General features: G+C 63.7%; 10 protein-coding genes. All 10 read right to left on the bottom strand.

Going from position 1 to position 23,803, the window contains the following annotated elements:
- Positions 1–7: 7 nt before the first annotated feature.
- The 10 genes from LNV07_RS04205 to LNV07_RS04250 all read right to left on the bottom strand — a co-directional run bounded on the left by LNV07_RS04205 (position 8) and on the right by LNV07_RS04250 (position 23,581).
- Entirely contained in the window at positions 8–1,762 is a 1,755-nt protein-coding gene (locus tag LNV07_RS04205) for a putative porin (RefSeq protein ID WP_263569927.1), read from the bottom strand.
- Between the two features lie 54 nt (positions 1,763–1,816).
- Positions 1,817–2,530, bottom strand: a complete 714-nt coding sequence (locus LNV07_RS04210; protein ID WP_263569928.1) for a TonB C-terminal domain-containing protein — start codon at positions 2,528–2,530, stop codon at positions 1,817–1,819.
- A 12-nt stretch (positions 2,531–2,542) separates the two neighbouring features.
- Entirely contained in the window at positions 2,543–2,944 is a 402-nt protein-coding gene (locus LNV07_RS04215; RefSeq protein WP_263569929.1) for an ExbD/TolR family protein, read from the bottom strand.
- A gap of 30 nt (positions 2,945–2,974) precedes the next feature.
- Complete coding sequence (locus tag LNV07_RS04220) at positions 2,975–3,388, bottom strand: ExbD/TolR family protein (RefSeq protein WP_263569930.1); 414 nt, start codon at positions 3,386–3,388, stop codon at positions 2,975–2,977.
- Positions 3,389–3,415: 27 nt separating this feature from the next.
- Positions 3,416–5,131 (bottom strand): DUF2341 domain-containing protein, encoded by a 1,716-nt coding sequence (locus tag LNV07_RS04225; RefSeq protein WP_263569931.1) that lies wholly within the window; start codon positions 5,129–5,131, stop codon positions 3,416–3,418.
- Between the two features lie 56 nt (positions 5,132–5,187).
- Entirely contained in the window at positions 5,188–18,081 is a 12,894-nt protein-coding gene (locus LNV07_RS04230; protein WP_263569932.1) for a filamentous haemagglutinin family protein, read from the bottom strand.
- Positions 18,082–18,167: 86 nt separating this feature from the next.
- Positions 18,168–19,871: a ShlB/FhaC/HecB family hemolysin secretion/activation protein gene (locus tag LNV07_RS04235; protein WP_263569933.1), complete on the bottom strand. Its 1,704-nt coding sequence runs from the start codon at positions 19,869–19,871 to the stop codon at positions 18,168–18,170.
- A 112-nt stretch (positions 19,872–19,983) separates the two neighbouring features.
- Positions 19,984–21,114: a PEP-CTERM sorting domain-containing protein gene (locus LNV07_RS04240; RefSeq protein ID WP_263569934.1), complete on the bottom strand. Its 1,131-nt coding sequence runs from the start codon at positions 21,112–21,114 to the stop codon at positions 19,984–19,986.
- A gap of 167 nt (positions 21,115–21,281) precedes the next feature.
- Positions 21,282–22,703 (bottom strand): type 2 periplasmic-binding domain-containing protein, encoded by a 1,422-nt coding sequence (locus LNV07_RS04245; protein ID WP_263569935.1) that lies wholly within the window; start codon positions 22,701–22,703, stop codon positions 21,282–21,284.
- 107 nt (positions 22,704–22,810) lie between these two features.
- Positions 22,811–23,581, bottom strand: a complete 771-nt coding sequence (locus LNV07_RS04250; protein WP_263569936.1) for an FxDxF family PEP-CTERM protein — start codon at positions 23,579–23,581, stop codon at positions 22,811–22,813.
- Between the last annotated feature and the right edge of the window lie 222 nt (positions 23,582–23,803).

Raw genomic sequence — 23,803 nt, forward strand, 5'->3', positions numbered from 1 at the left:
CGAGCCCTCAGAACCTAGCATTCAGATCAAGCTGAATCACGTCGATGCGCAACGGCGCGCTGCTCAGATTGCCGCTGACTGAAGTCGGGTCGCCCGGCAACGCCAAGAAACGCACGTTGTCATCCAGATTGCGAGTACTGGTCCAGCGCCCGCTCAACCAGAAATTGCGATCAAAGGCGTAGTTAGCGCCCATCGACCAGCCCTTATAGTTGGTGCCACCCAGGTGCCAGGTGGTGTCGGTGAATGCATCGACCCAGGCATCACGCTCCATATAGCGATAGGTGAGGAAACTCTGCCAGTCCCCGCGCTTGGCAAGCTTGGCGCTGCCCGCTTGCACACGCGCTTGCACGGCGGTGGTCTTGGCTTCAAGATCGGTCAACGCCATGCCGGCGCGCTGACGTACATCCTTGATATCGAAGCCGGTGTTCTCGACCCAGTCAAGATTGAAATTCAGCATGACCGGCGCAAGAGCCGCCAAGCTCAGGCCCGCCGTCAGGTTGACCGGGCGGAACTTGGAAGCCAGGCCCCAGGTCGGCGCGGCCACGCTGGTCGGGTCATTGATATTGATCAGCGTGTTGCCCTTTTGGCGCCAGCCCGCCGGGTATTGGCTGGCAAAGTAATTGACCGTACCGACGCGCGGGCCGCTCGGCAAGGGCTCGGTCTCGCGCACGCCCTCAACGCTCTTGAACTCATAGATGGCCAGGCCCAGCTTCAGCTGCATTCCCTTGGCCAGCGTGAATTCGCCGCCGACCTGTGCCCCCATCAGCCATTTGTCACGGCTGCTCAGGTTCAGCTCCTCCAGTGCAAACAGACCCGCGTTGGCAAAAAAACCTTGCTGCGGCGAAACATAATGCTTCATATTGGCGGCAATGCCGTCAAAGTTCAGATCATCCGACCAGGTCAAATCGCTGCTGTAGAAGGGGTTGGGCATGCGGCCAAAGTCGGCACTCAAACCCTGGAAGCCGACGGGAGGTTGCCAGTGCAGCCAAGCCCGGTCCAAGGTCAAGGCATAACGGTTGAAACCCCCGCCACCGCCACCCAGCGTCTGACTGGTCGAGGTCGGCCCGGTCAGGCCGCCGGTCGACACACGCATGCCAGCTTGCACCTGATCGGACAAGAGCGCATCCACATCCAGGCGCGCGCGCAGCGTCATGCGCTCACGGTTGGTCGTCGTGTTGCTAAGGTCGGGGGCCCAGGCGGGCGAGCTGGTTTGCGCGCGGTAAATGGCTGCCGGCACATTGCCCTCGTCAAACATATCGCCCTGCGCACGCACGCGCATATCGCCGCCCAGGCGGATGCGGCCCAACCAGTCGGGCATGGCCCCCGGCTCACCCCAGCGCTCGCTCTTAGCCTGCGCCAGCACCTCGGTCTTGATCTCGTCGCGCATTTGCTGGCGCGCGGTCTCGGGCACATAGGGCACGCGCACGACCTTTTGCGCGGCGCCCGCCCCTGCCGCAGCGCCGGCCGAGGCCGCCAACGGGGTGCCCCATTGGGCAACGGCCGGTGCCCCTTGTTGCTGTTGTGCTTGCTTGACGATCGCGTCGGCGCGCTCGCGCGTGATCAAGCCCTGGCCAACCAATGCTTCAATCAGCGCCTGGGTGGTGGCGCGCAGCGCCGCGAGTTCTTGTTTCTCGTCTGCATTGATGCCTTGCGCTTGGGCCGGCAATGCGCAGCTCAAGGCGGTGGCAAGGGCCAACGCGGAAAGCGGCCAGACGAGGGGGATTTTTGGCGAGCACAGCGTGCTCTGCTTGGCTTTGGTCATGATGGGGAACAAATAGGGGAAAGAAAATTACGGTCGAACGCGCGTCTTCAAGCGTCAAGCCTGCGGGCGCACGCTGAGTCGAAAGCGCATCGGTTGAGTGAGCGCCGGCGGCGGCGGCAGCTTGAACAGTCGGCTGGTTTCGTCCAGCGCCAGACGCATCGCCGAGTCATTACCGTTATCACCGCTGGGTGTCAATTCATAACGCTGAATACTGCCGTCACGATCAAGCCAGATGGCAAAAGTGGCGGTCAGCTGCGCGGCATCGCTTTTAAGCCGACGTTCGAGTTCATCGCGCAACAGTTGCTTGGCGCTGTTGGCGTAGAAGCGTTCTTGCGCACGGTCGGCAGGCGTGCCGCTGCCGCCGGCCGGGCCGCTGGCCGGCGTGCCGCCGCTGTAGTCCTTGCCGACCGAACCGGCCGCGAAAGCGCTCGGCCCGTCGCCGGCCGCGCCTTCCATCTTCAGCGGCTCGTTCGCCGCCTTGGGCGCCTCGGCCTGCTTGATCTGGTCCTCGCGCATCACCTGCTTGGGCTCGTCCTTGGGCGGCTCGGGCTTTTTCAGCTCGGGCTTGGGCGGTGGAGGTGGCGGTGGGGTGTCCGGCAAGATGGTGATCTTGGCGACCTTTTGCTTCGGCGCATCATTGTTTTTCAAACCCTTGACGGCCCACATGCCGGCGCCCACGACGGCCAAAAATCCCAGGGCCACCCCGGCACGAATCAGCCACTTGCGGCTGGGGGCGTCATCCAAATGATCTTCTGCTAATCCGCTCATGCTCATCAATCCTTAGGTGCCGATACGGGCCGTCACCAAGCCCATATTGACCTGCAGCTTGTTGCACAGATCGATCACCGCGACGACGCTGGCGTACTGCGTGCGCGCATCGCCCTTGATCGCCACCGACATCTGCGCATCACGGCTCTTGGCCTGCAGCAGTTGCGCCTCCAACTCATCGAGCGTGACGCCGACACCGTTGATCAGCACGCCGCCGCCCTCCATCACCTGCACGATCTTCAAATCATGCTTTTCGGTGCTGGGCTTGTTGCTGGGCTTGGGCATGGTGATGCTCACGCCCTGCACCGAGGCGGTGGTCATCAAGATGAACACCACCAGCAGCACATAGGCCAGATCCAACATCGGCGTGACGTTGATGGTGTCGATCGGTTTGACTTCGTTTTGTACTTGCATGAGCTTCTCTGTGAACGCTGCGGCCTTGATTTACTCAGTTTGGGCGCGCTTGGTGACCAGGCCGATTTCGGTGATGTCCAGCTTCTTGGCCACCTCCAAAACCTGCATCACCTTGTCGTACTGCGCCGTCGCGTCGGCCTTCAAGACCACCGGCAATGCCGGATTGCCTGCTTTGTACTGCGCCAATGTGTCACGCAACTGATCCATGTCGACCGGATAGGCATCTAAATACACGGCGCCATCGGCGGTGATGGTGATCGCCCGCGTTTGCGGCTTGGCCAGGTTGCTGGTCGCATGCGTGGTCGGCGACTTCACCTTCACGCCCTGCACCGAGGCGGTGGTCAAAATGATGAACACCACCAGCAAGACATAGGCGAGGTCCAACATCGGCGTGACGTTGATGTCGTCATAGGGTTGGTTATCACTTTTGACGTCGGCCGACATGGTTATTGTTCCGGTTCAGACTTGAGTTCAAGGCGCGCCGTGCAGCTCGGCCACGCGGGTGATGAACTCGTCGATGAAGATCTGCATGTCGGACGACACGTTCTTGATCTGCGCGGCCAGGTAGTTGTAGGCAAACAGCGCCGGAATCGCCACCGCCAGGCCCGCCACCGTGGCCAACAAGGCCGAGGCGATACCCGGTGCGATCGCGTTGACGTTGACGTCACCGGCGGCGGCGATCGCGGCAAAGGTAATCATCACGCCGACCACCGTACCCAGCAGACCCAGGAAGGGGCCGCCGGCAATCGCGATCGTCAGCAGCACCATGTTCGAGTTCAGGTGCGCGTTCTCGCGCACAAAGTCGGCGTCCACCGAGGCCTTCACCGCATTCATCGCCGGGCCACTCAAGACCGGGCCACCCACATGGCCGACCTTGCGCTTGTCCAGCTGCGCGATGCCGGCTTCATAAAGACGGAACAGCGGGGAATGCTTGTGTTTGGCCGTTGCGCCCAGCGTCAACAAGTCCTTGTCGGCATCGCGAAAGCGCTTCAGAAAGCTCAGATTGTCTTTGGCCGCGCGGCTGACCAGGATCGCCTTGCTGACCGTGACCCAGAAGGCCACCACAAACATAATTCCCAAAATAATGATGACGATCCAGGCATCGGTAGTCAGGTTCTTGACCAGGATGGCGAAGTGGCCGGCATGTTCTTCGCCGTCGCCGCTCTCTGCAGTCTCGCGCTGCGAGGCCACCAAGCGGCTCTCGGCACCTTGCGCGCCGGCCGACACCGCCAGCCACTCGGCGCTACGCAAGTTATTGGAGACCTGCAACTCGTCCAGCATGCCCAGCGCACCCTCGCCGACTTTGAGGCTGCTGCCCAGCACGGGCGTGACCATATCGCCCTGCGCCACTTGCACGCCGCCAACGAACAGCGTCGCCTTGCCCAGGCCCAAACGCAGGGCCAGATGGGTCCATTTGGCCGCCGCGATCTCGCCGCCCGCCAACTCGGTCTTGCCCACATTGGCCAGCAATTTGCCGCCTTTCACGCTCAGGCTCAGGCCGCCCCAGTTCAACACGCCCGCGCGCGCCACATCATCGAGCTTGACCCACAGGCTGACGGTCAGCTGATTACCGCCGTCGACAATCGTCTTGTCGCTCAAGGGATAGACGATGGCCGCGCCGCTGAGCTTGACGCTGCCCGCCAGCAAGCCGTTGGCTTCGAGCGTTACGGCAGATTCCGGCTTGACCGCGCCCTGATGGTCGGCACCTGCGGAGACCTTGTCGCTGAAGTGGAAGGCCGCCACGGTGGCGGCGTCAAAACCGGCCGCCGCGACCGAGTCACCCGGCTCGGCGGCAGCCTTGGCGTTGCCCGCATAAACATAAAACTGATTCTTGTCGCTGCCCGGCAGCACGCTGGGCACTTGCACCCACAACACCGCCAACTCATTGATACCGTCAAAGCGCTCGACGCTGAACTTCAGCGGCGTCTTGTCGTCCGCCGCGATCACGCGCAGGTCGGAGCCATCTTCCTTGGCGGCCGTGAAATCAAAATTGCCCGAATGCAGACGCACCGCCACCGCCACATTGCTGGCGGCCTCCTTGGTCTCGGTGCCTTGCGCCGAGGTATTCAAGGTGATGCGGGTGCGGCCGCTCCAATCGGGGTTCCACCACGCCTGGGCGACGCCCGGCAAGGTGGAGGCGATCAAGGCCAGGGCCATCAGGCCCTTAGATAAGCTTGCGTTGCGCATTTTGATGATCCAAAAAATACAAGTGATTGCGTGAATAGGTCGAAGGCGATTCGGGCTCAGCTATTGCCGAAGCCGAGGAACTCCAGCAAGAGATTGCGGCGGCTGCGTCGACGTTTTTTCTCGTCGTCGTCCTTCTCGGCCGTATTGAGGCCGCCGGCCGCATTGGTGATCGCATCGCTGGCCGGCAGCGTGATCGGGGCCGCAGCCACCACCTCGGGCGCCGCGCCGGCGCGCGCGCCATCGACCTTGATGTCGTTCGCATTGACCAGGCGCTCGGCGCCAAGGAAGGCATTGCCCTTGGAGCGGATACCCGCCTCGCCGGCATTGATCTCGCCGGTCGGTGCGTACAGATCGAGGTCGCTGCCGGCGCTCAAGACGGCGATGCCGCTGCCGCTGAAGGAGCCGGAGGTGTCGAAGACCAAGCGGCCTTCGCTGTCCAGGCGCAAGACCGGCGCGGGCGCGCCGCTGACCGTCTTGGCGCCCCGACCGGCGTCGATATTGCCGGCCGACGACCACATCAAGACATTGCCTTTGCCGAGCGTGAAGACGCGGGAGGAGTTGACCTCGAAGCTGTCCGCCACGACGGTGTTGATGTCACCGCCGCTGACCGTGACCAGGCCCAGATCGGTGGCACTCTTGCCGCCCGCCTTGACCGACTTGGCCACCAGGTCGCCGGCGACAGCGCCGCCGCCCGGATTGAGCACGGTGATATCGGCCTTTTGCATGGTCTTGATCTGGCTGGACGACATCAAGATCTGCGACTTGGGTCGGTCCTGCGGCAGCAAGATGTCGATCGCCATATAGGCGCTGCCATAACGCGCCCAACGCTCGTCACCGTCGAGCTGCGAGGCAGCCCGGCCGGCCGCGCGCAACTCGCCCATCAGCACCCGGTTCAGCCAGGGCATTTGGCGCTCGACGGATAGGGCCTCAAAGCGCGCCAAGGCTTGCTCCGGCGCGATCGCCAAAGCCTCGCCGGTATTGAGCTGCACATAGCTGGCCAGCGCCTTCAGCTGCGCCGGGTCGCCCAAGGTTTGCAGCAAGCCGGCCCGCTGCGAGCTTGGCAAGGCGCCGAGCTGGGCGAGCAAGACTCGGCTCACCGCTTGCGCGCGCTGCGCCTCACTCATAGCCGCGCTGAACTTGAGCGCCTGCGCTGTGCTCAGGTTTGCCCAAGCCGGCTCAACCAGGCTGCTCGCATCCTTCAAGGCGGCATCCACCGCAGCATCACCGACCGGCTTACCCAGCAGGCTGGCCATGCGCAAGCGCTGTTCGGCCGCATTGGCACGCGCCGGCAAGCCGCGTACATAACTGGCCATGGCTGCGTCCATGCGGGCTTCGCCGAGCAAGCCACGCAAGGCATCCAATTGAGCCGCGCTGCTCAGGCGATCGAAATCGGCGACGGTTCCGCCGAGCAGCTTGAAGGCAAAGCCCTGCTTGCCGCTCAAGCCCGACGCCCCCAGCACATGGAAGCCCTGCTGCGTGGCGGCGCGGTAGTCGGCACCATCCTCGCGCAGACCCGCCAGCACGGTCACATTGCTGCCCTGCGTGGGCAAGAGCACGCCATTGGCCAGATTGCCATTGGCGACAATGCCGGCGCCACCGCCAAGGTCAACATCACGCCCGGCCAAGACCAAGAGCTCGCCGGGGCCGGCGATGTTGATGCCGGCGGTGCTGTTGCTGCTGCTGAAGGCCAGATCACGGCCGGCCTTGATGACCGAGCTCTCCTGCGCCATCGCCTCACCCGCTGGCTGATGCTGAACAGACACTTGACCGGACTGGGCAAAACGCACATCCCGGCCGGCCCTCAGTTCCAGCGGGCGGGCCGAAACCAGCACGCTGTCGACCCGCAAATCGCCGCCACCCGACACCAGTTGGACCGCGCTTCTATTGCTTTGATCCAAAATAGCCTGCCCATCGGCAGCGCGACTGAAAGTACGGCCCTCCTGCAGACCCAGTGCCAAGCCCAGGATGTCAGAGCCAGCGCTGACCGGCTTAGCTGCCAACGCCAAGACCTCAAGGCGACCCAAGCTCAAGTCTTGCTCGGCCGCGAGCAAGGTGCGCGCCTGGGCCGGGTCGGCCGCAGCGCTCCATTGCAGCGCTGTGCCCATCTTGATCGAACCTTGCGGCGCCAGCACACGCAGATCAACCGGCAACACATAAGACAGCTCATTGCCTCTGACCCCCGTCGCCCGCACCTGATCGGCACCCAGGTAGTCAATCACCCCACCGCCGCTTTGCAAGAACAAGCTGGCATTGAAATCAAGCGCCGGCAAGCTCAGATCGCGGCCCAGATTGTTGTCGGGGTTGATATAGGCGTAGGCAAAGTTGCGCACGCTGGCCACGGTCGCATCGCCGCCGCTCTGCGCCCGCACCGCGCCGTCCTGATAAATCAGTTGCAGGCCGGGGTCCAGATTGGTGCTGAGTGCGGTGTCGCTGCGCAGCTGGCCGCCGGCCTTCACATCCAAGCCTCGCTGTGCCGCCATGAACTGCCCGCTGATCACATCACGCCCGGCCAACACGGTGACCGAGCCGCCGCCGTATTGCTGGTTGGCTGAACTCCCCACCCCCGCTGCCGCCTCGGCCGACAAGCCGGCATAGCCGCTGCTTGCAGCCGCCACGCGCAGTTGTGAGACATCACGGCCCGCTTCGGCCCTGATATCGCCGCCGCCCAAGGTCGCAAAGCCCTGCTGAAACTTGTCGGAACGGGCAAACCAGGCACGATTGACCTCGCTGCTGCGGGCGCGCCACAGCCAGTCGCTGACATAACGCTGGGCTTCAACAGGCGCAGCACCCTTGATGTCGCGGCCGGCCAGCAGCGTGATGCCGCGGCCTCCCTGAGTGAAGGGGCTGATGCCGCTGATGCCCAGGTCCTGACTCAAACTTTCGAGGATGACTTGATGGACGGTGACCGGCAAGGGGTCGATTTCAACCGGTGCCGGAGTTGGCTTGGTCGTGGGCGCTGCGGTCGGAGGCTGGGTTGGCTGCAACGTGGGCGTAATAGTCGGCTCGGCCGTTTGACCCGGTGCCGTCGGCGGTGCTGGCGGCTTCACGTTACCGGTGCTGTTGCCATTGCCAGGCGAGGGCTCGGTGGCATCGCCCTCGGCTGCAATGCGCACATTGGCAGCAGCCTGCGCACGCAGCAACTCGCTGGCGGCGACCAGGCCCTCAGCGCCTGCTTCGGGCGTCGGCACTTCGGGATTTGTCGGATCGGTCGGTTCAAGTGCCACCTCAATAACGCCGACCGGCGCACCCAGGCTCAGCACCGTAGCTGCCGTGTTCAGCAATTGAATATCTCGCCCTGCCGCCAGCGAAATGCGCCCGACCGTGCTGCGCAACTTGACCGCCGCGCCAGAGTCCTGGCCAATCAGCAATGAACCCTTGCCTTGTGATTGCGGGTCCAGCGCCTGGATTGCCATTGGGTCCGCGCTTGTCAGGTCGGCGCCTGCCACCAAGCGGATCGCGCCGGCGCGCTCCGATGTCCCGATCAAGTCCTGGCCCTCGATCGGTGAGGGCCGCAAGCCGGTGCTCAGACTCGCCTGCAGCAGCAGATCGCCGGCCGCGCGCAGCGTGATTGCCGCCTCGCCCGCATGAGGTGCTTGCTGTCTTTGCGCCTTGCTCAGCACCGGCATGGCCCAATTGCTTTGCAGTTTCAAGTCCTCGGCCGCGCGAATTTCGACGCCGGGGCGCAGCAGCAAGATGCGTTTCAAGTCGGTGTTGCCGGCGCTGAGTCGGACTGCAATTTGCTCGGCGCTGCCGTTGTCCGCGCCCATAAAGGCTTGGTTCTCAGACACCACTTGGCTGAGTGAAAGCACTGCCGGATCACCCGTTGGCTGCAGGGTTGGCGCCACGGTCGGGGCTACGGTCGGGTTCAATGTCGGCGCCACAGTTGGCGCCACAGTTGGCGCGATAGTCGGTGCGACCGTGGGAGCAATGGTTGGCGCAACCGTTGGAGCTACGGTCGGGGTAACTGTCGGTGCAACTGTCGGTGTGACCGTAGGACCCACGGTCGGACCCACAGTCGGCGCGACGGTTGGCTTGGTGGGTGGCGCCGGCGGTTTGACGGTTCCGGTCGTGCCCCCATTGCCGGCCGAAGGATCGGTCGGCGCGCTAGTTGGCGCCACTGTAGGTGCGGTCGATGGCCCGGTCGGCGGTGAAGGCGGCTTGACAGTACCCGTCGTACTGCCATTGCCGGCCGAGGGGTTGGTGGGCGAGGTCGTGGGTGCAACTGTCGGGGCAATCGTTGGTGCGACCGTGGGTGAAACCGTCGGAGCGACCGTTGGTGAGGGCGTCGGAGCAGCCGTTGGTTGCACAGTTGGCGCCACGGTGGGAGCCATTGTCGGAGCAACCGTTGGTGAGGCTGTTGGGCTCGCTGTTGGTATAGCAGTTGGTGCTGCGGTTGGGCTCGCTGTTGGTGCAGCGGTTGGTGCTGCGGTTGGGCTCGCTGTTGGTGCAGCGGTTGGTGCTGCGGTTGGGCCTGCGGAGGGTGCAACAGTTGGCCCCGAGGGCGGCGCTGGAGGCTTCACGGTACCAGTCGTACCGCCATTGCCGGCAGAGGGGTTTGTCGGCGCAGCCGTAGGCGCAGCCGTAGGCGCAGCAGTCGGCGCAGCCGTAGGCGCAGCAGTCGGCGCAGCAGTCGGCGCAGCAGTCGGCGCAGCCGTAGGCGCAGCAGTCGGCGCAGCCGTAGGCGCAGCCGTAGGCGCAGCCGTCGGCGCAGCAGTCGGCGCAGCCGTAGGCGCAGCAGTCGGCGCAGCCGTAGGCGCAGCAGTCGGCGCAGCAGTCGGCGCAGCCGTAGGCGCAGCAGTCGGCGCAGCAGTCGGCGCAGCCGTAGGCGCAGCAGTCGGCGCAGCAGTCGGCGCAGCCGTAGGCGCAGCAGTCGGCGCAGCCGTAGGCGCAGCAGTCGGCGCAGCCGTAGGCGCAGCCGTAGGCGCAGCAGTCGGCGCAGCCGTAGGCGCAGCAGTCGGCGCAGCCGTAGGCGCAGCAGTCGGCGCAGCCGTAGGCGCAGCCGTAGGCGCAGCAGTCGGCGCAGCCGTAGGCGCAGCCGTAGGCGCAGCAGTCGGCGCAGCCGTAGGCGCAGCAGTCGGCGCAGCCGTAGGCGCAGCCGTAGGCGCAGCAGTCGGCGCAGCCGTAGGCGCAGCAGTCGGCGCAGCAGTCGGCGCAGCAGTCGGCGCAGCCGTAGGCGCAGCCGTAGGCGCAGCCGTAGGCGCAGCAGTCGGCGCAGCAGTCGGCGCAGCAGTCGGCGCAGCCGTAGGCGCAGCGGTCGGCGCAGCAGTCGGCGCAGCCGTAGGCGCAGCCGTAGGCGCAGCGGTCGGCGCAGCGGTCGGCGCAGCCGTAGGCGAAGCGGTCGGCGCAGCCGTAGGCGCAACAGTCGGCCCGGTCGGGGGCAACGGCGGCTTCTTGGTCGGGGTCGTCGCTCCATTGCCCGGCGAAGGTTGATCGCTCGGACCTGCGGCACCACCGCCATCACTGGGCCGGGCGGATACGCCCGGCGCTGGCGTGGGCGGTACTGGTGGCGGCTCCTTGCCTGTCGTCGCACCATTGCCATCAGAGGGCGTGGTCGGCGGCGTCGTGGGTTCGGTGGTTGGACCTGGGCTCGGCGCCGGCGTCGGCACCTTGGTCGGGGCCGGCGTCGGCGCCGCAGTAGGAGCAGGCGTTGGCGCCACGGTCGGCAAGACACCGTCATACAGTTGCTTGACGCCGTCATAGACCTTGAAGGCCTCAACGTCGACGCGACTGACGCCGGTTAAGTTTGATTGAATCGCCGCGACCCGTACATCTTGTCCGTCACGTGATGCGCGCAACAACAGCTCACCACTGCCGGTTTGACCCGCCGCATTGGATACATCAATGCTCGCGCCGGTTTGCAGATGCAGCCAACCTTGCTGGCTGTTCAGGCTGACCGTGCCGCCATCGCCACCCTTGGCGTTCAGTTTGGCTCCCGACTTCAGCGTGATGTCATCACGGGCATTGAGGGCGATATAGCCCGCCTCGGCCTTCGACGCGTTGCTCAGATTGCCGGCCACAGTCAACCCGCCCCCGTCAGCGATCAGTGTGATCCGCTGCGCGCTCAAGGTGGCCGCTGCGGGCAGCAACTGATCCCCGACGCGGTTGCGTACCGCAATGCTGTCGGCAAAAGCGAAACTGCCGGCCTGCTGCAGGCCTTGACTCAAGGCCAACAAGTCCAGTGCTTCGGCGCTGACCAGGCTGAGGTTGCCGCCGCGCTCGGCGGAACCCGCCGCCGCACGCAGCTCGCCACCGAGCTGCAAGCGACCCTCGGGTGCACTCAGATCGAGGCTGCCGGCGTCGCCGCCCTCAACCCCAAACGCCAGACCTGCGCCCGACAGATCAAACAGCGCCCCGGCACGCATCTCGATGTCGCCATGCTCGCTGCGCGCCTTCAGACTACCAGCCGCCACATGCGCTACCGGCGCCTTCGGTGCCGCGCCAATCGTCACGCTGCGGCCGGCCAGATTGACCCGCGCCACACTGTCGAAAACCACATCTGCGCCTTGGCCCGTCGCCTGCAAGTTCAAGTTCCCCGCAGGCAGGTCAATCATCGTGTTGAGGCGCAGCGACTCGGCCTTGATGGCAAGCCGGCTCGCCACAAGCGCATCGGCAGCCGCGCCCGTGGCGACAGCCTGCGTTGGCTGCTGGAGCAAGCTGGCCGCGCCGCTGACTTGCCAATCGGCATCGGCGAGCGCACTGGCTTTCAAGACAGGCGCGCGCACCAGCAGGTCACCGTCCACCTTCAAACGGCTCTTGCCGCTGAGCAACAGCGAGCGCTCGGCCGACACTTCGGCCTGCGCAACATGCCAGCGCTGCTCGCCCGCGGCCAGCGTCAGGCTGCCGGTTTCCTTGGTGGCCACGGCGTTGTCGCCGGCGACGAGCAGCAAGCGGCCTTGCGCCAGCTCACCCGCAGCCGGCACTGCTGCCATCAGGCCGGTGCTGTTACCGAGCACCAAGCTGGCGGCTTGCACATGTGCGGGCCCGACGCTGGCGCCACCCACGCTGACATCGCCCAGCACCTGCAGCATCGGCGCATCCAAACTCAGCCGCCCTAAGCCGGCTGAGCCCAGGCTGGCACCGGCCAGCAAGTCGATGCTGGAATAGCTGCGCAACAGCAACTGATCGGCCTGGCTGACCTTGGACAGCAAAGCACTGTCCAGCAGCAAGCTGTCGCTGAACAGCGCAGCGCTGCCGCCGATCTGAATGCGCGGCGCACCGACGCCGATATGCGACGCAGCCAGATTCACGTTCGCGCCGAAACTGCTGGCGAAGGTAGCATCGAGCAGCAAGCTGCCAGCTTGCAAATTCACGCCATCGGCAACCCCCAGGCGACCCGCCACGCGCTTGGCCTCGCTGCGTGTCAGGCCGTCGGCGGCATTGCCGCTCAGCAGGAGAGCCGCGCCGTCGCCGGCGACGCGCCAGTCCTGAGTGACGTTCGTGGATGTTGTGCCCGCCGGGACCAAGGCGCTGACAGTCGCGCCCTGCGCCAAGCTCAAACTATCCTTGGCCAGCAAAAGCAGCGACTGCGATTGCAAGGGCTGGCTGACGTCATTCAGAACCTGCAGCGTGTTGCTACGAACATCGAGCTTGAGCGGATCAGTCGGGCTGGACGGCACGGCGCCCAGCACCAGGCTTTGCACACCCAAGCCGGAGAGCTGGGCCGGGCTCAGCCATAGCGTGTCACCGACCGGCACCGATGGCGTGCCGCCGACCTGGATGCGATCGGCTGCAAAGAAGGCCGCGCCGCCGCTGCCCTGGAGGCCGGCCTTGTTCTTGGCCGCATCGAAGCGCATCGCGCCTTGCAGGTCAACCCGCTGCGCGGCGACCACCAGGCTGCCGGCGTCGCGGCTCAGCGCCGGCATGGCGCGGTCCTGCTTGGCCGCCAAGGCGGTAAAGAACGTGTCGGCCTCGACTATCCGGATCTCGCTGGCCTTGCGTGCCTGCGCGGGGGTCAGGACTTGCCAGGTGCTGCTCTGTGCGTCCAGCATTTGCGTTCCAGCAGTACCTAACTTCGCACCCACCAGCACCGTGCCGTCGTCGCGCTGCAGCGCCGTGCCAATCGCCAGCGGCGTTCCCGCAGTGGCCGGACGCAGCAAAAATGCACCGTCCAGCAAGGCATATCGCGCCGGCAACAGGGTGTAGGTGCCGGCCGGCACCGGGCCGCCTGCGCCCATCGTGATCTGACGACCGGAACTTGGCGCATTGCCAAGCAAGCCGATATCGGCGCTGCCGCCACTGGCAATGGCCGGCACGATCGCAAAGGCGCCGTCACTGCCGCTGAACACATCGCTGGAGCCGCCCGGCCCGGGCACGAACTGCCAGGCTTGGAGGCTGCCGCCGCCGCTCAGGTTTAACTTTGCGCCGGCATCGACCTGCACCTTGCCTTGGGCCGAGCTCAGCACCACCGCCTTGGCCGGCGCGGCGCTGGCCGTCAGCACGGCCGACTCGGCACCCGGTGCAAACCATTTTTCGCCCGACCAAGTGCCGAACAGCAGGTCTTGGCCGGCGGCGCTGACACTGGTTTCGCTGCCACTGAGCAGGCTCACGCCCTTGCCGGCCTGCAGCTCGATGCGCCCGGCCGGCACGCGCAAGCGTCCACCTTGTACGATCGTGTCGGCCTGCGCCAACAGAGTGCCGCCGGCACTCCAGGGCGCGGCAGGCGTGGCATTGCCTTGTTGGGCAAAAGTCAAACTATGGCCACTGGCGGACAGCAGAAATTGGGTGTCCGTGGCCGGGAATATCTGTGCCGCGCTCAGACGCGTGTCGGCCAGCGTGGTCAGGCTGCCGAACAGCAGACCTTGCTTGTAGCTATGGCTTTGCAGCAGCAGGTCGCCGCCGCTGAGCAAGTTCAAATTGCCCATACCCTGCGTGACCAACTCGCCGTCCAAGAGCAGGCGCTCGCTAGCTTGCAGCGTCAGCATAGACGTCCCGGCGCTGGCTTGCGGCAGCGGTCGCTTGGCGGCAGTGGCTTCCACCACCGCCTGAGTGTTGGCCCAGACCAGATTGGCGGCAGACAAGCTGGCGGAAGCGCCACGCTTGTCGCCGCTTGCATCAGCGGACATGGCCAGCACCGGCGCATCCAGGCTGATGGCACGGGCCAGATTCAGGCTGACGCCGCCATCAACGGCAATGCGTTCACGCGCGCTCAGGCTCAACTCGTCCGCCCCGGACGCTTGCAAGGCGGCGGCCGACAGCAGCGCCCTGCCCGTCAAATCGGCAGCACCCTTCAGCTGCTCGGGACTGAGCTTGGTCGAAATTTGCGTCTGCTGCTGACCCACACGCAGCTCGCGCAGCGGCGGCAGTTGATCGGTGCTGCCGCTGACCGTGCCGAGCTCAAGCTTGACGCTGACCTTGCCCCCGGCCTGATCTTTGGCGCCGGCAAAGGCCCGCAAATCCCCCTCCAGCAATAGGTCTTGATTGGCGCGCACCGCCAGGCTGCCGGCTGCAGTGGCGATGGACTGACGCGTTAGCTGCTCGCTGCCCGCCACGCGTTGCTTGAGGTCCAACTCGCCCGCCGCACCGCTGATATCGATCTTTCCACCGCTCTGCCAGATCAGACTGGTGGCCTGGCTACCCGCCGCCTCCAAACTGACGCTGCCGCCGGGCAGGATGCGACCCTGCAAGAGCCCGTCGCTGCTGGGCTGCAGTTGCCGCAGGCCCGCCACATTGATGCGACTATTGGCACCCAGCCACAGATAACGGGCGGTGTTGATGTCCTCGGCGTTGGTGCTGCGGGCCAAACGCAAATTGACTTGGCCGCCAGGGGCCGTCAGGCTGCCATCCACCATCAGGCGGGTGCCTGCCCCCAAGTTCAGCTTGGCCGTCGGGTCCAGCGTGATGGCGCTGCCGGTGGCCATGCTCAGCTGACCTTCCGGGCGACCCACACCCAAGCCACTGGAGGCCAGGCTGACGTTGACAGGCTTGGCGAAACCGGCCTTCTGCGGGCCGGCCTGCATCAGCGATTGAAGCCTGTTGCTGTCGGACGTGCTGCCCGTCATGCGGGCCTCAGGGGATGCCTGCCAGAGTTGCAGCTTTGGCTTGAGCTGGAAGCCTGCCGCAATGTTCAGAAAGCTGCGGCCATCCAAGGTGTAGTTCTGGAACCCGCCCTGGCTGAAGAACTCGCTGCCCAGATTCAGGTTGGCGGCCGAGCTATTGCTTTTGTCACTGCTAGCGCTAACGCCATCGCTCAACTGCACCGAGGCGGCCACCAGGTTCAGACTGCCGCCTTGTGTCATCGAGTAGCCGCGCAGCTCGGCTTTGTTCAAGTTCAGAACCCGCGCCGCCGCATCCTCGGTGAAGCTGGCCACACCGCTGCTCAGCACAATAGCTCCGGCGGCCGCGCCGCAGATACGGTCGACGGCGCAATCGGCCCGCTTGAGCGCCCCCGTCACCAAGGCTCCTCCGGATATATCCAATACCGCGCCTTGGCCCAAGGTGACCGAGCCGCCGGACTGCAGCGTCAGGTTGCCGCCGGTCAAGCCTTGCAGCGGCGCCAATGGATCCAGCGCCGCATTGACCCACAGGCCCGACACATCGAGCTTGACCGTCGGCGCCACCTCGACCGCGCCGCTCAAACTTCGCAGCGTCAGCGAAGCTGAAGGCGCCCGCACATCGGCACCCGCCTTGACCAAGCCCTGCTCCGACAGCAAGCTCAGCTTGGCACCGCTGGCCAGGGTCAAATCCTCGTTCAGGCTGACGGCTTGCTGCGCCACCACCACCACATCACCAAATCCCGAGGCCATCAGACGTGCGGCCGACAAACCGGACTGCGCGGCCAGCGGCGCCTTCGCGCCGCTGCGCAAATAGGCCCATTGCGCCTCGCTCAGCCGAGCGGCGCTATCGCCCAGCACAAAGCGCTGAAGAATCGCGCCGTCGTAGCTGCCATCACCAAAATCACTGACATGTTTGAGCGCACCCAGGCGCAACTGCCCGGCGGCTGCCAGCACGTCCAGGCCGGCCGCTTGGCGGCGGCCCAGCACCGTGCCGCCTGCCAGGCCGCCGTCCAGCGTCACCCGTGGCGCGATGATGCTCAGGCTGCCCGCAGCCCGGCCTTCCACATAGCCGGCCTCCAGCTGGGCCGACAACACGCTGCCATAAGCCACCACCGGGCCCCAACGGTCGTACTTGACCTTGCTGGCGCCGGCGTTGCTGATGCCCGTGTAAAGCAGATCTTTGGGCGCATTGTTGAGCGTATAGGCCTGGCCATTGCTGCCGAACAGCTGAGTCGGCCGCACCTCGGCGGCCACATAACTCACTTGGCCACCGGCCACCGACAGCATCGACGTGGCATGGCTATAAACGCCCTCGCCGGCCAGCAACCTCAGGCTGCCGCCGCTGGCCAGGCGCTCGCTGGCGCTGCGCTGCACACCTTTGCGATAGCTGTCCAGATCGCCCAGGATGGCTGAGTTTTGGCGGATGTCCAGCGTCACCTTGTTGCGATACAACAGGCCTTCTTTTTGCAGCGGCGCGTCTTTCAAATCATTGCTGCCCAGCAACTCGGTGGTGACGAAGTTGCGCGCCACGCTCAGCTCGGTGTCGCGGGTGCCGGAGACATCGATGCGGGCATTCGCGTCGATGGTGATGCGTCCGCCCTGATCGGCCATATCCAGACGTTGGCTGTCGACCAGGCCGGCCACATAGTTGGGGGTCTTGAGCGCCTGCAACTGCGCGAGCGCGCCGGGCGCGACGATCTCGGCGCCCTGCGCGATGCTGATATTGGCGCCGGCCAGATCCAAGCGCGAGCGCACAAAGGTCGCGTTATCGTCCGCCAGCAGCGGCTTGCCATCGGCACCCAGGCCGTCAGCCTTGATCTCGGTACGGCTGCCTGCGCCTATCACGAGTTCGCCGCTGGCCGCGGCGCGCTTGTAGCGCGGGTCGCCGGTACTGATGTTGTCGGCCACCGCATCCAGCGCACCGCCCTGGGCCAGCAGCATGATGGAGCCGTTCTGGCTGACGCTGGTGCTGGCGCTGATGCGGCCGGACTGGTTGACCGCCATGCCGACCAGGGTGGTGTTGCCGCGCGGCGTGTTGATCACGCCGTCGGTGTTGTTGATCACGGCCCCGGCACTCACTTCGCCGCTCATGCCGGCCTTGCCCACCTCGACCAGCAAGCCGCGCAAGGCCGGCACATTGGCATTCACCTCGGAGGCATAGATCGCCTCGTCCTTGGGCTGCTTGTAATAGACCTCGGCGCCGCCGGCCATGACCACCTGGCCGCCCGGTGCCGTCAGTGTGCCTTCGTTGATGACCTGCTTGGCGAACAAGAAGATGCGGCCGCCTTCGGCGGTTTTCAGCTCGGCGCCGGGCTGCACATGAACAAAGCTGGAACTGGCGACATAAGGCGCACCATCGGCGCTGTCATAACGAAACGCCGCCGAGCCTCCGGTGATATTGCCGACAAAGCCGTTCAGGTAGTCCGCGTTCTTCGGGCTCAGCGTCGTCGCCAGCAAGCTGCCCACGTCCACGCTGGACTTGGCGCCGAACAAAATACCGTTCGGGTTGTAGATCAGCAATTCGCCACCATTGGTGGCCTTGAGCTTGCCGAAAATTTGGCTCGGCGCCGTGCCGCCGACGCGGTTCAAGGCACTGGCGCCCGGCTGCTGCATATCGAAGGTGACCGAGCTGGTCTCACCGATATTGAAGCTCTGCCACTTATAGATCGCGCGCTGGCTGCTTTGCTCGATGCGCATGTCCCGGCCGCCGAGGCTGTTGCTGACGCCGGTAGGCAGACCGGTTTGGCCCTGCCCGCTGATACGCCAGCCTGCCACCGAATTGACCGGCACCGGCAGCGCCGATGGCAGCGGTTTGCCCTGGGCCATGGTGTGCAGCGGCAGCGCCGCCGACAGCGCCGCCACCAGCGGATTCAACATCCAAGGGCCCCAGGCGCGACTACGCGGCAAAGCCAGCTTGGACTTGGTTTGCGGCGTAATGTTGTTGAGTTTGGTGGTCATGGCGCTGGTCTTGTTACTGCTGCTGCGATCGATTCGGTGGAGACAAATAGAAGTGCTGGAAGGCTTGGGCTCAGGCGCCGGCTTAATTAAAAGCGCAGCCCCGCCCTCACATGCACATGCTCGGAGGACGCCGCCGGGTTGCTCGGCACCGGCTTGCGCCGCTGCCCCCAGTCCAGCGCGAGACTCAGGCCCTGCTGCACCGCCAGGCGAAAGCCCAGGCCCGTGCCCAAGAGCGGTGTGCGGGCTTGCTGGCCCGGCTCCGGGTTGTAAAGATTGACCCGCGCCGCGTCGGCAAAACCATAAAAAACAATCTCGCTGAAGGCCGGCAGCGTGGCGCCCTCAAAGGCGGCCAACAGACCCGGTGCCAGATTGCGGCTGCGCAGCTCCAGCGACGCCAAGAGCCCCCGGTCACCGGTCGCCGCGCCCTCGTCATAACCCCGCACCGTGTCGGCGCCGCCGACGGAGAACTGCTCGGCGCTGGTCAGCGACTGGTTGGCGAGCTGGCCGCTCAGGCGCAGGCCCAGCTCGGCCGGGCCCAAGCGCTGCGTCACGCGCCAATCACCACGCAGCGTCGCGAAACCACCGTCGGCGCCGCGCCGCTTGCAGGCGAATTGATCGGCCGGGCCAAAGCTGCCGTCAAGCAGTTGGCAGTCGCCGCGCGTGTTCTGAAGCAGCGGGCGCAGGCCCAGCACGGCCGTCACGCTGAGCTGCTGCTGAAGCGTGTCGCCCCACCAGGCGCCGTTGTAGCCGGCCTGAAAAGGCATGTATTGCAGCGGCGATGCGATCACGCCGCCGCTGGTCCGCACGTCCTCGGTCAGATTTTTGTAGTCAAAACCAACACTCAAGGAATGCACCGAGTCAGGCAAAGGCTTACTCATGCCATAACGAAAGCCCAAGGTGGTGCCTCGACCGAGCACGCGGGTGCCGCCCAGCGATTCCAGATCGCTGCTGGAATCGATCGCGGTGAAATTCAGCGTGTCGCCATCGGCCAGCGGCGCGGTGTAGTTGAACACCACCACGCGTGACTCCTTGGGGCTCGCCGGCGCGCCCATCAGACTGAGCGAAATTACATGATCGCGCTGCAGGAAGTTGTCGTAGTGCAGATTGGCGGCCATGCGGAAAGGGTCGGTGCCGAGTGCCGCCGCATTGCTGAAATCGATGCTGCCGCCCAGCGGCAATTTGTCCTCGACTTTCAGCTCCGCCTCAACCGTGCCGGGCGCGCGGCCGGGCTTAAGCACCGGCTGCACGCGCCGCTCATCACCCCGGCTGACCGAGGCGATTTGCTGCTGCACGGTATTGAAGTTAGGCACCTGACCGGGGGCCAGCTCGGTCACCGCCGAGCGGATGCGGCCCTGCGCGTAATACTGCGAACCGGTCACGTACAAAGCGCCGACGCGGCCTTCCAAGACAGTGAGGCGGATCACGCCGCCGTCGACGCGCTGCTCGGGCACATCGACAAAGACGGTCAGGTAGCCGGCGCTTTGATAGGCCTTTTCCAACGCGGCGCGGGCCGCTTCGACCTCGGTCATGCCCAGCTGCGGACCCAGGAAGGGCAATACGGCCGCTTCGATCTGCAGATCGCTGAGACGGGTGTTGCCGTCGATCTCGAATTCAAGAATGTCGAACTTGGGCACGGCAATGGCTGCGCTCGCGCCTTCCGTGGCTTGCTGAGCTTGAACCGGCGCGAGCAACCCCAGGCCAGCCAGAGGCAGCAAGGAACAAGACAAAACGCCCGCCCGAAAATAAAGCCGCGCCCGAAAGGGGGCGCGGATCTTGTGAAAAAGTTCCATAAACGCAGTGTCACCAGGGCCGGTGAATCCGTTGTGAAAGGCATGAGCCGTTCGGCTCATGCCGATCCATGCCGACCGATGTGTCGGCCCCTTGTTCGGGCGCCGACGGCTGTCAGGCCTTAGCTTGGCGCCTTGCGCGCAGTCCCAGCGCCAGCAAACCCATTGCGAACAGGCCATAAGTCGATGGCTCCGGCACGGCAGTCACCGCACCAAAGCTGCCATTAGGCTGCCAGCCGATGAATTCATCGCTGGGCGCGGTCAAACTGCGTACGCCGCCGTAGAGGGCCGAGAAGTCGGTGCGATTGCGGCGGGCGAGGCCTTGGGCCGTGGTGGCAGAGGTCAAATGCGCCTCCATCGTGAAGCTGAGGATGTAATCACCTTTGCTGTCAACGGCCAAACCCCAGTAGCCGTCGTGGCCGAGATTATCAAACTCGTCGACTAAGACTTTATTTGTGCTGTTGTTATCCGATGGCGTCAAGTAGTAGAACCATGAAGAACTTCCCACCGGATTTACACTGGAAGGCAGCACGCCTATTATCGACCCATAGCCGGTCGCTCCCGCCAAGGCGCCAAAATACGGCGCCTGTTCACCTTTCACATCAAAACTTGAGCCATTAAGTAGCAAATATTCGCCAGGATCGGAAACTTCACCTTCTAGATAATGACTATTAAATGAATTTCCTGCCTCGCCATTTGAATTCTGACCTCTATTAAGATTTCCAAAAAATATTCCCGCAAATGCACCCGCAGTCATATCTGCAAAAACTGTATTTTGAATACCAATCAAACTTGTGTAGTTTGGATTTATGACTCCACCTCCGGCACCATTGGTCAAAGTCGTAAATAGGTTTTTCGAGCCCGGCCCGAAGAAATCTGGCGCTCCTGCTGCGTAAACAGCCCAAACCTGATCGGCCGCGTTCGTCGAAGCTTTGAGAAATTCCTTGAAATTGGCATCGCTATTCAAGGGATCAAAAAACTTCTGGTAGCCGGCATCTTGCTGCGCTTGCACAAAGAAATTTTTGCTATTGTCATTGACCGGATCAAACGGAGCGGCATAGATACCCAAATCCTTGGTGAAGGACACCTGCTTGACTGGATCAAAAACAACCAACACCAACTCTGGTGTAGCACCACCTTTATCAACTTCCCCTGCTGCAATTAGGGCATTGGCGTTGCCAGCTGCCAAGAATGACAGCCCAACAAAGCTGGCGCGAAGAAGTGAGTGTCGGGCAAGGTTATTCATGGTTTGATGCTCAAAAAAGTTTCAGCAAAGCTTGGCAGTAATTTTTAATAAAGTACTGCACTCAAGGTAAAAAGGAAGGGAGAGAAAATTCTCCCTCCCCTCCCTGGCTCATATCAAATAAGCCAGCAAGAAGCTGCAGTCAACTTCTTGCATTGCCAACAAGGCAATTACTTGGTCATCCGCACCGGTGTGCATGAAGCGGCTGCCTTGCGGCTCGAATGCGACGTGAAGGCCTGGACTGCAGGAGGCAGGTCGGCCCATGCGCCAACGATGGTCGACGGGCTGGCGGCCAGACCGGCTTGGAAGTCAACATCCAAACCAGCCAAGACGGCAGCCTTGCCCATATTGCCGCGCAGCAGCTTCAGCAGGTCGAGCTTTTCGCCGGCAGGTGCATTGGCGCCTGTCTTGGCCCATTGCATCGTCGACTCGACCACGAACTCGTACGAACCGTTGATCACATTGGCGCGCTCAGGAGCGACGCCGTTCAGCTTGACAAAGCGATAGCCCTTGTCTTGCTGCACGCCGTTCACGACGGCACGTGGGTTGTTCTCACGGCCGATCACGCCCAAAGCGTAAGCATCGCCAGCGGCGTTCTGAGCGGTCGTGCCAAGGCAGGTTTCAACTGCACCGGTGCTGGAGCCGGCATTGACGGCCAGCGAACCAACGGCGGCGATGGTGCCACCAGCAACCGACGGAATGTAGACGTCGTTACCGCCGCAAGGGTTGTTGGCAAAGTAGACATTCGAAGCGGCTTGTGTGCCCGAACCGGCAGCGCGGCGGCAAACGTTGATCTTCTTGTCAAAAGCGCCGGGAACGACTAAGTTCCAACCCTTCTTGGTCAATGGGTCGTTACCCAAGAGCTGACCTGTCAAGGCGCCACGAACGAAAGGAACCGGCAGGCTAGGCTGCTTGGCTGCATCTTCGTCGACGACGGTAGCGCTGGCGTCAACCAGGCCCTGGGCCTTTTGCAGGGCCAGGTAGAGCTTCTTATTGACGGCGACGCCGAAGATGTTTTGCACGAAACCTTCGGAGTCCAGATTGGTAGTCGAACGAGCGCCACCATTATTGATACCAGCTTCCAGCAGCGCTGGCTCCACGTCAGACAAGCCAGCGTCGGCCATGCCTTGGACAGTAGCCGAGCACAGGAAACCAGGCTTCTGGATGTCGGTGGCAGGCGACACGCCACCAGCGGCGACCGAGCAAGCGCCGTCAACCTTCATGTGTAACTGAGTAGCTTGGGCCGTGATCAGCGGACCCACACCTTCGCCGGAACCGCCTTGGTCACGCTTGGTGATCAAGATGGGCGTGCCAACAGCCCAGCTTCCGATGGCAGTGTTCAGGCGGAACGAGTAGGCGCGGTGGTTGGCGCCAGTGGCGTCGTTGAAGAACACGTCGAGCGTGCCGGGCTGAGCCAGGTCAGCCTGGATGAAGCCACCCAGAGCCAAACGCAGGGCGGAAGCGCCGGTGATCTTGATTTCTTTCAGGTTACCGGCGGCACGCTCGGCGGCGACTTCGGTAGGAGTCAGCGCATGGGCCGAACCGATAGCGGCCAATGCGGCCAGGGCGATCAGGGAGCTGCGAAATTTCATCATGATGAGTTCTCGGTATATAGGGGGGATTGCGAAAAACTGGGCAAGGCTGCGCCCAAGGCATGGCCAGACGGCCATGCCTCAAACATCAGATCAAGCAGGTGAAATTAAGCTTGGCGGCGGCGGGCGACGAAACCCACGGCGCAAAGACCAGCCAAGAGCATGGCGTAGGTGCTTGGCTCTGGAACAGCTTGAACTGCGGTGATGTTGACGCCGTCAAAGTTGGCGCGCAGAGTTTGGTTGCCCATAGCACCGCCAACCACCAAGTGCGAACCATTGGCACTGCTGGAAGTCAGATAGACCATTTCGGAAGCCACACCAACGGCATTGCCGTTGTTGTATGCATTACCCAGGTTCGAGTAACCCACAGCGTGTTCGATGGTGCCGGCCAGACCGGTGTACTCGATGTTATTGATACCTGCGCTAGCGCCAATGCCTGCGTTTTCGGCGAAGTCATCGGTGTTGCTGAAGAACTGAGCCAAGTTCTGCACGCCATCGTTGAACAACTGGTTGTTCACGCCAAAAGTGGCTTGGGCGACGTTCTTGGTGCCGTAGTAGTTGATCTCACCTGGGTTGAAGCCAAACTCGATCGGGTTAGCTGCAATGATTGCCCACTCGGTGGAACTGCCGTTTTGACCCAAGAAACGGCTGTACTCGCTGCCCAACACCGAGGTGCTGAAGGTGCCAGTGGCGTTCATTTGAGCCAGGAAGGCGTCGGTCGTGATGCCCAGATCCTTGACGAAGGAAGCCTTGTCGTTGTAAGCAACGAACACCAGCTCGGCTTGGCCCATGGCAACACCGGCACCGATGATTTCAGCGAAAGCAGGAGTGAACGAGGCAACGGCCAAAGCGGCCAGGGCGATTTTCTTGATTTGCATAATTTTCTCCGTTAGGAAATAAATGAACTTCTAAAAAAAGACTGGCAGCGCAACGGGACCATCCCGCGCCTGCCCGTTACGCCTGTGCCGCCTCCCCTGAATCGCTTTTTGCCAAGCTTCCTCTATGCAGGAAGATCGCTGCGATTGGCGGTGACTTTGGGCGCCTGGGTCGGGTGACCCTCAAACAAAGAACAAGTTGAGAGCACATGCCAAAAACAAGAC

Origin of the sequence: Roseateles oligotrophus (genome assembly GCF_025717515.1) — a bacterium.
Classification (GTDB): Bacteria; Pseudomonadota; Gammaproteobacteria; order Burkholderiales; family Burkholderiaceae_C; genus Paucibacter_A; species Paucibacter_A oligotrophus.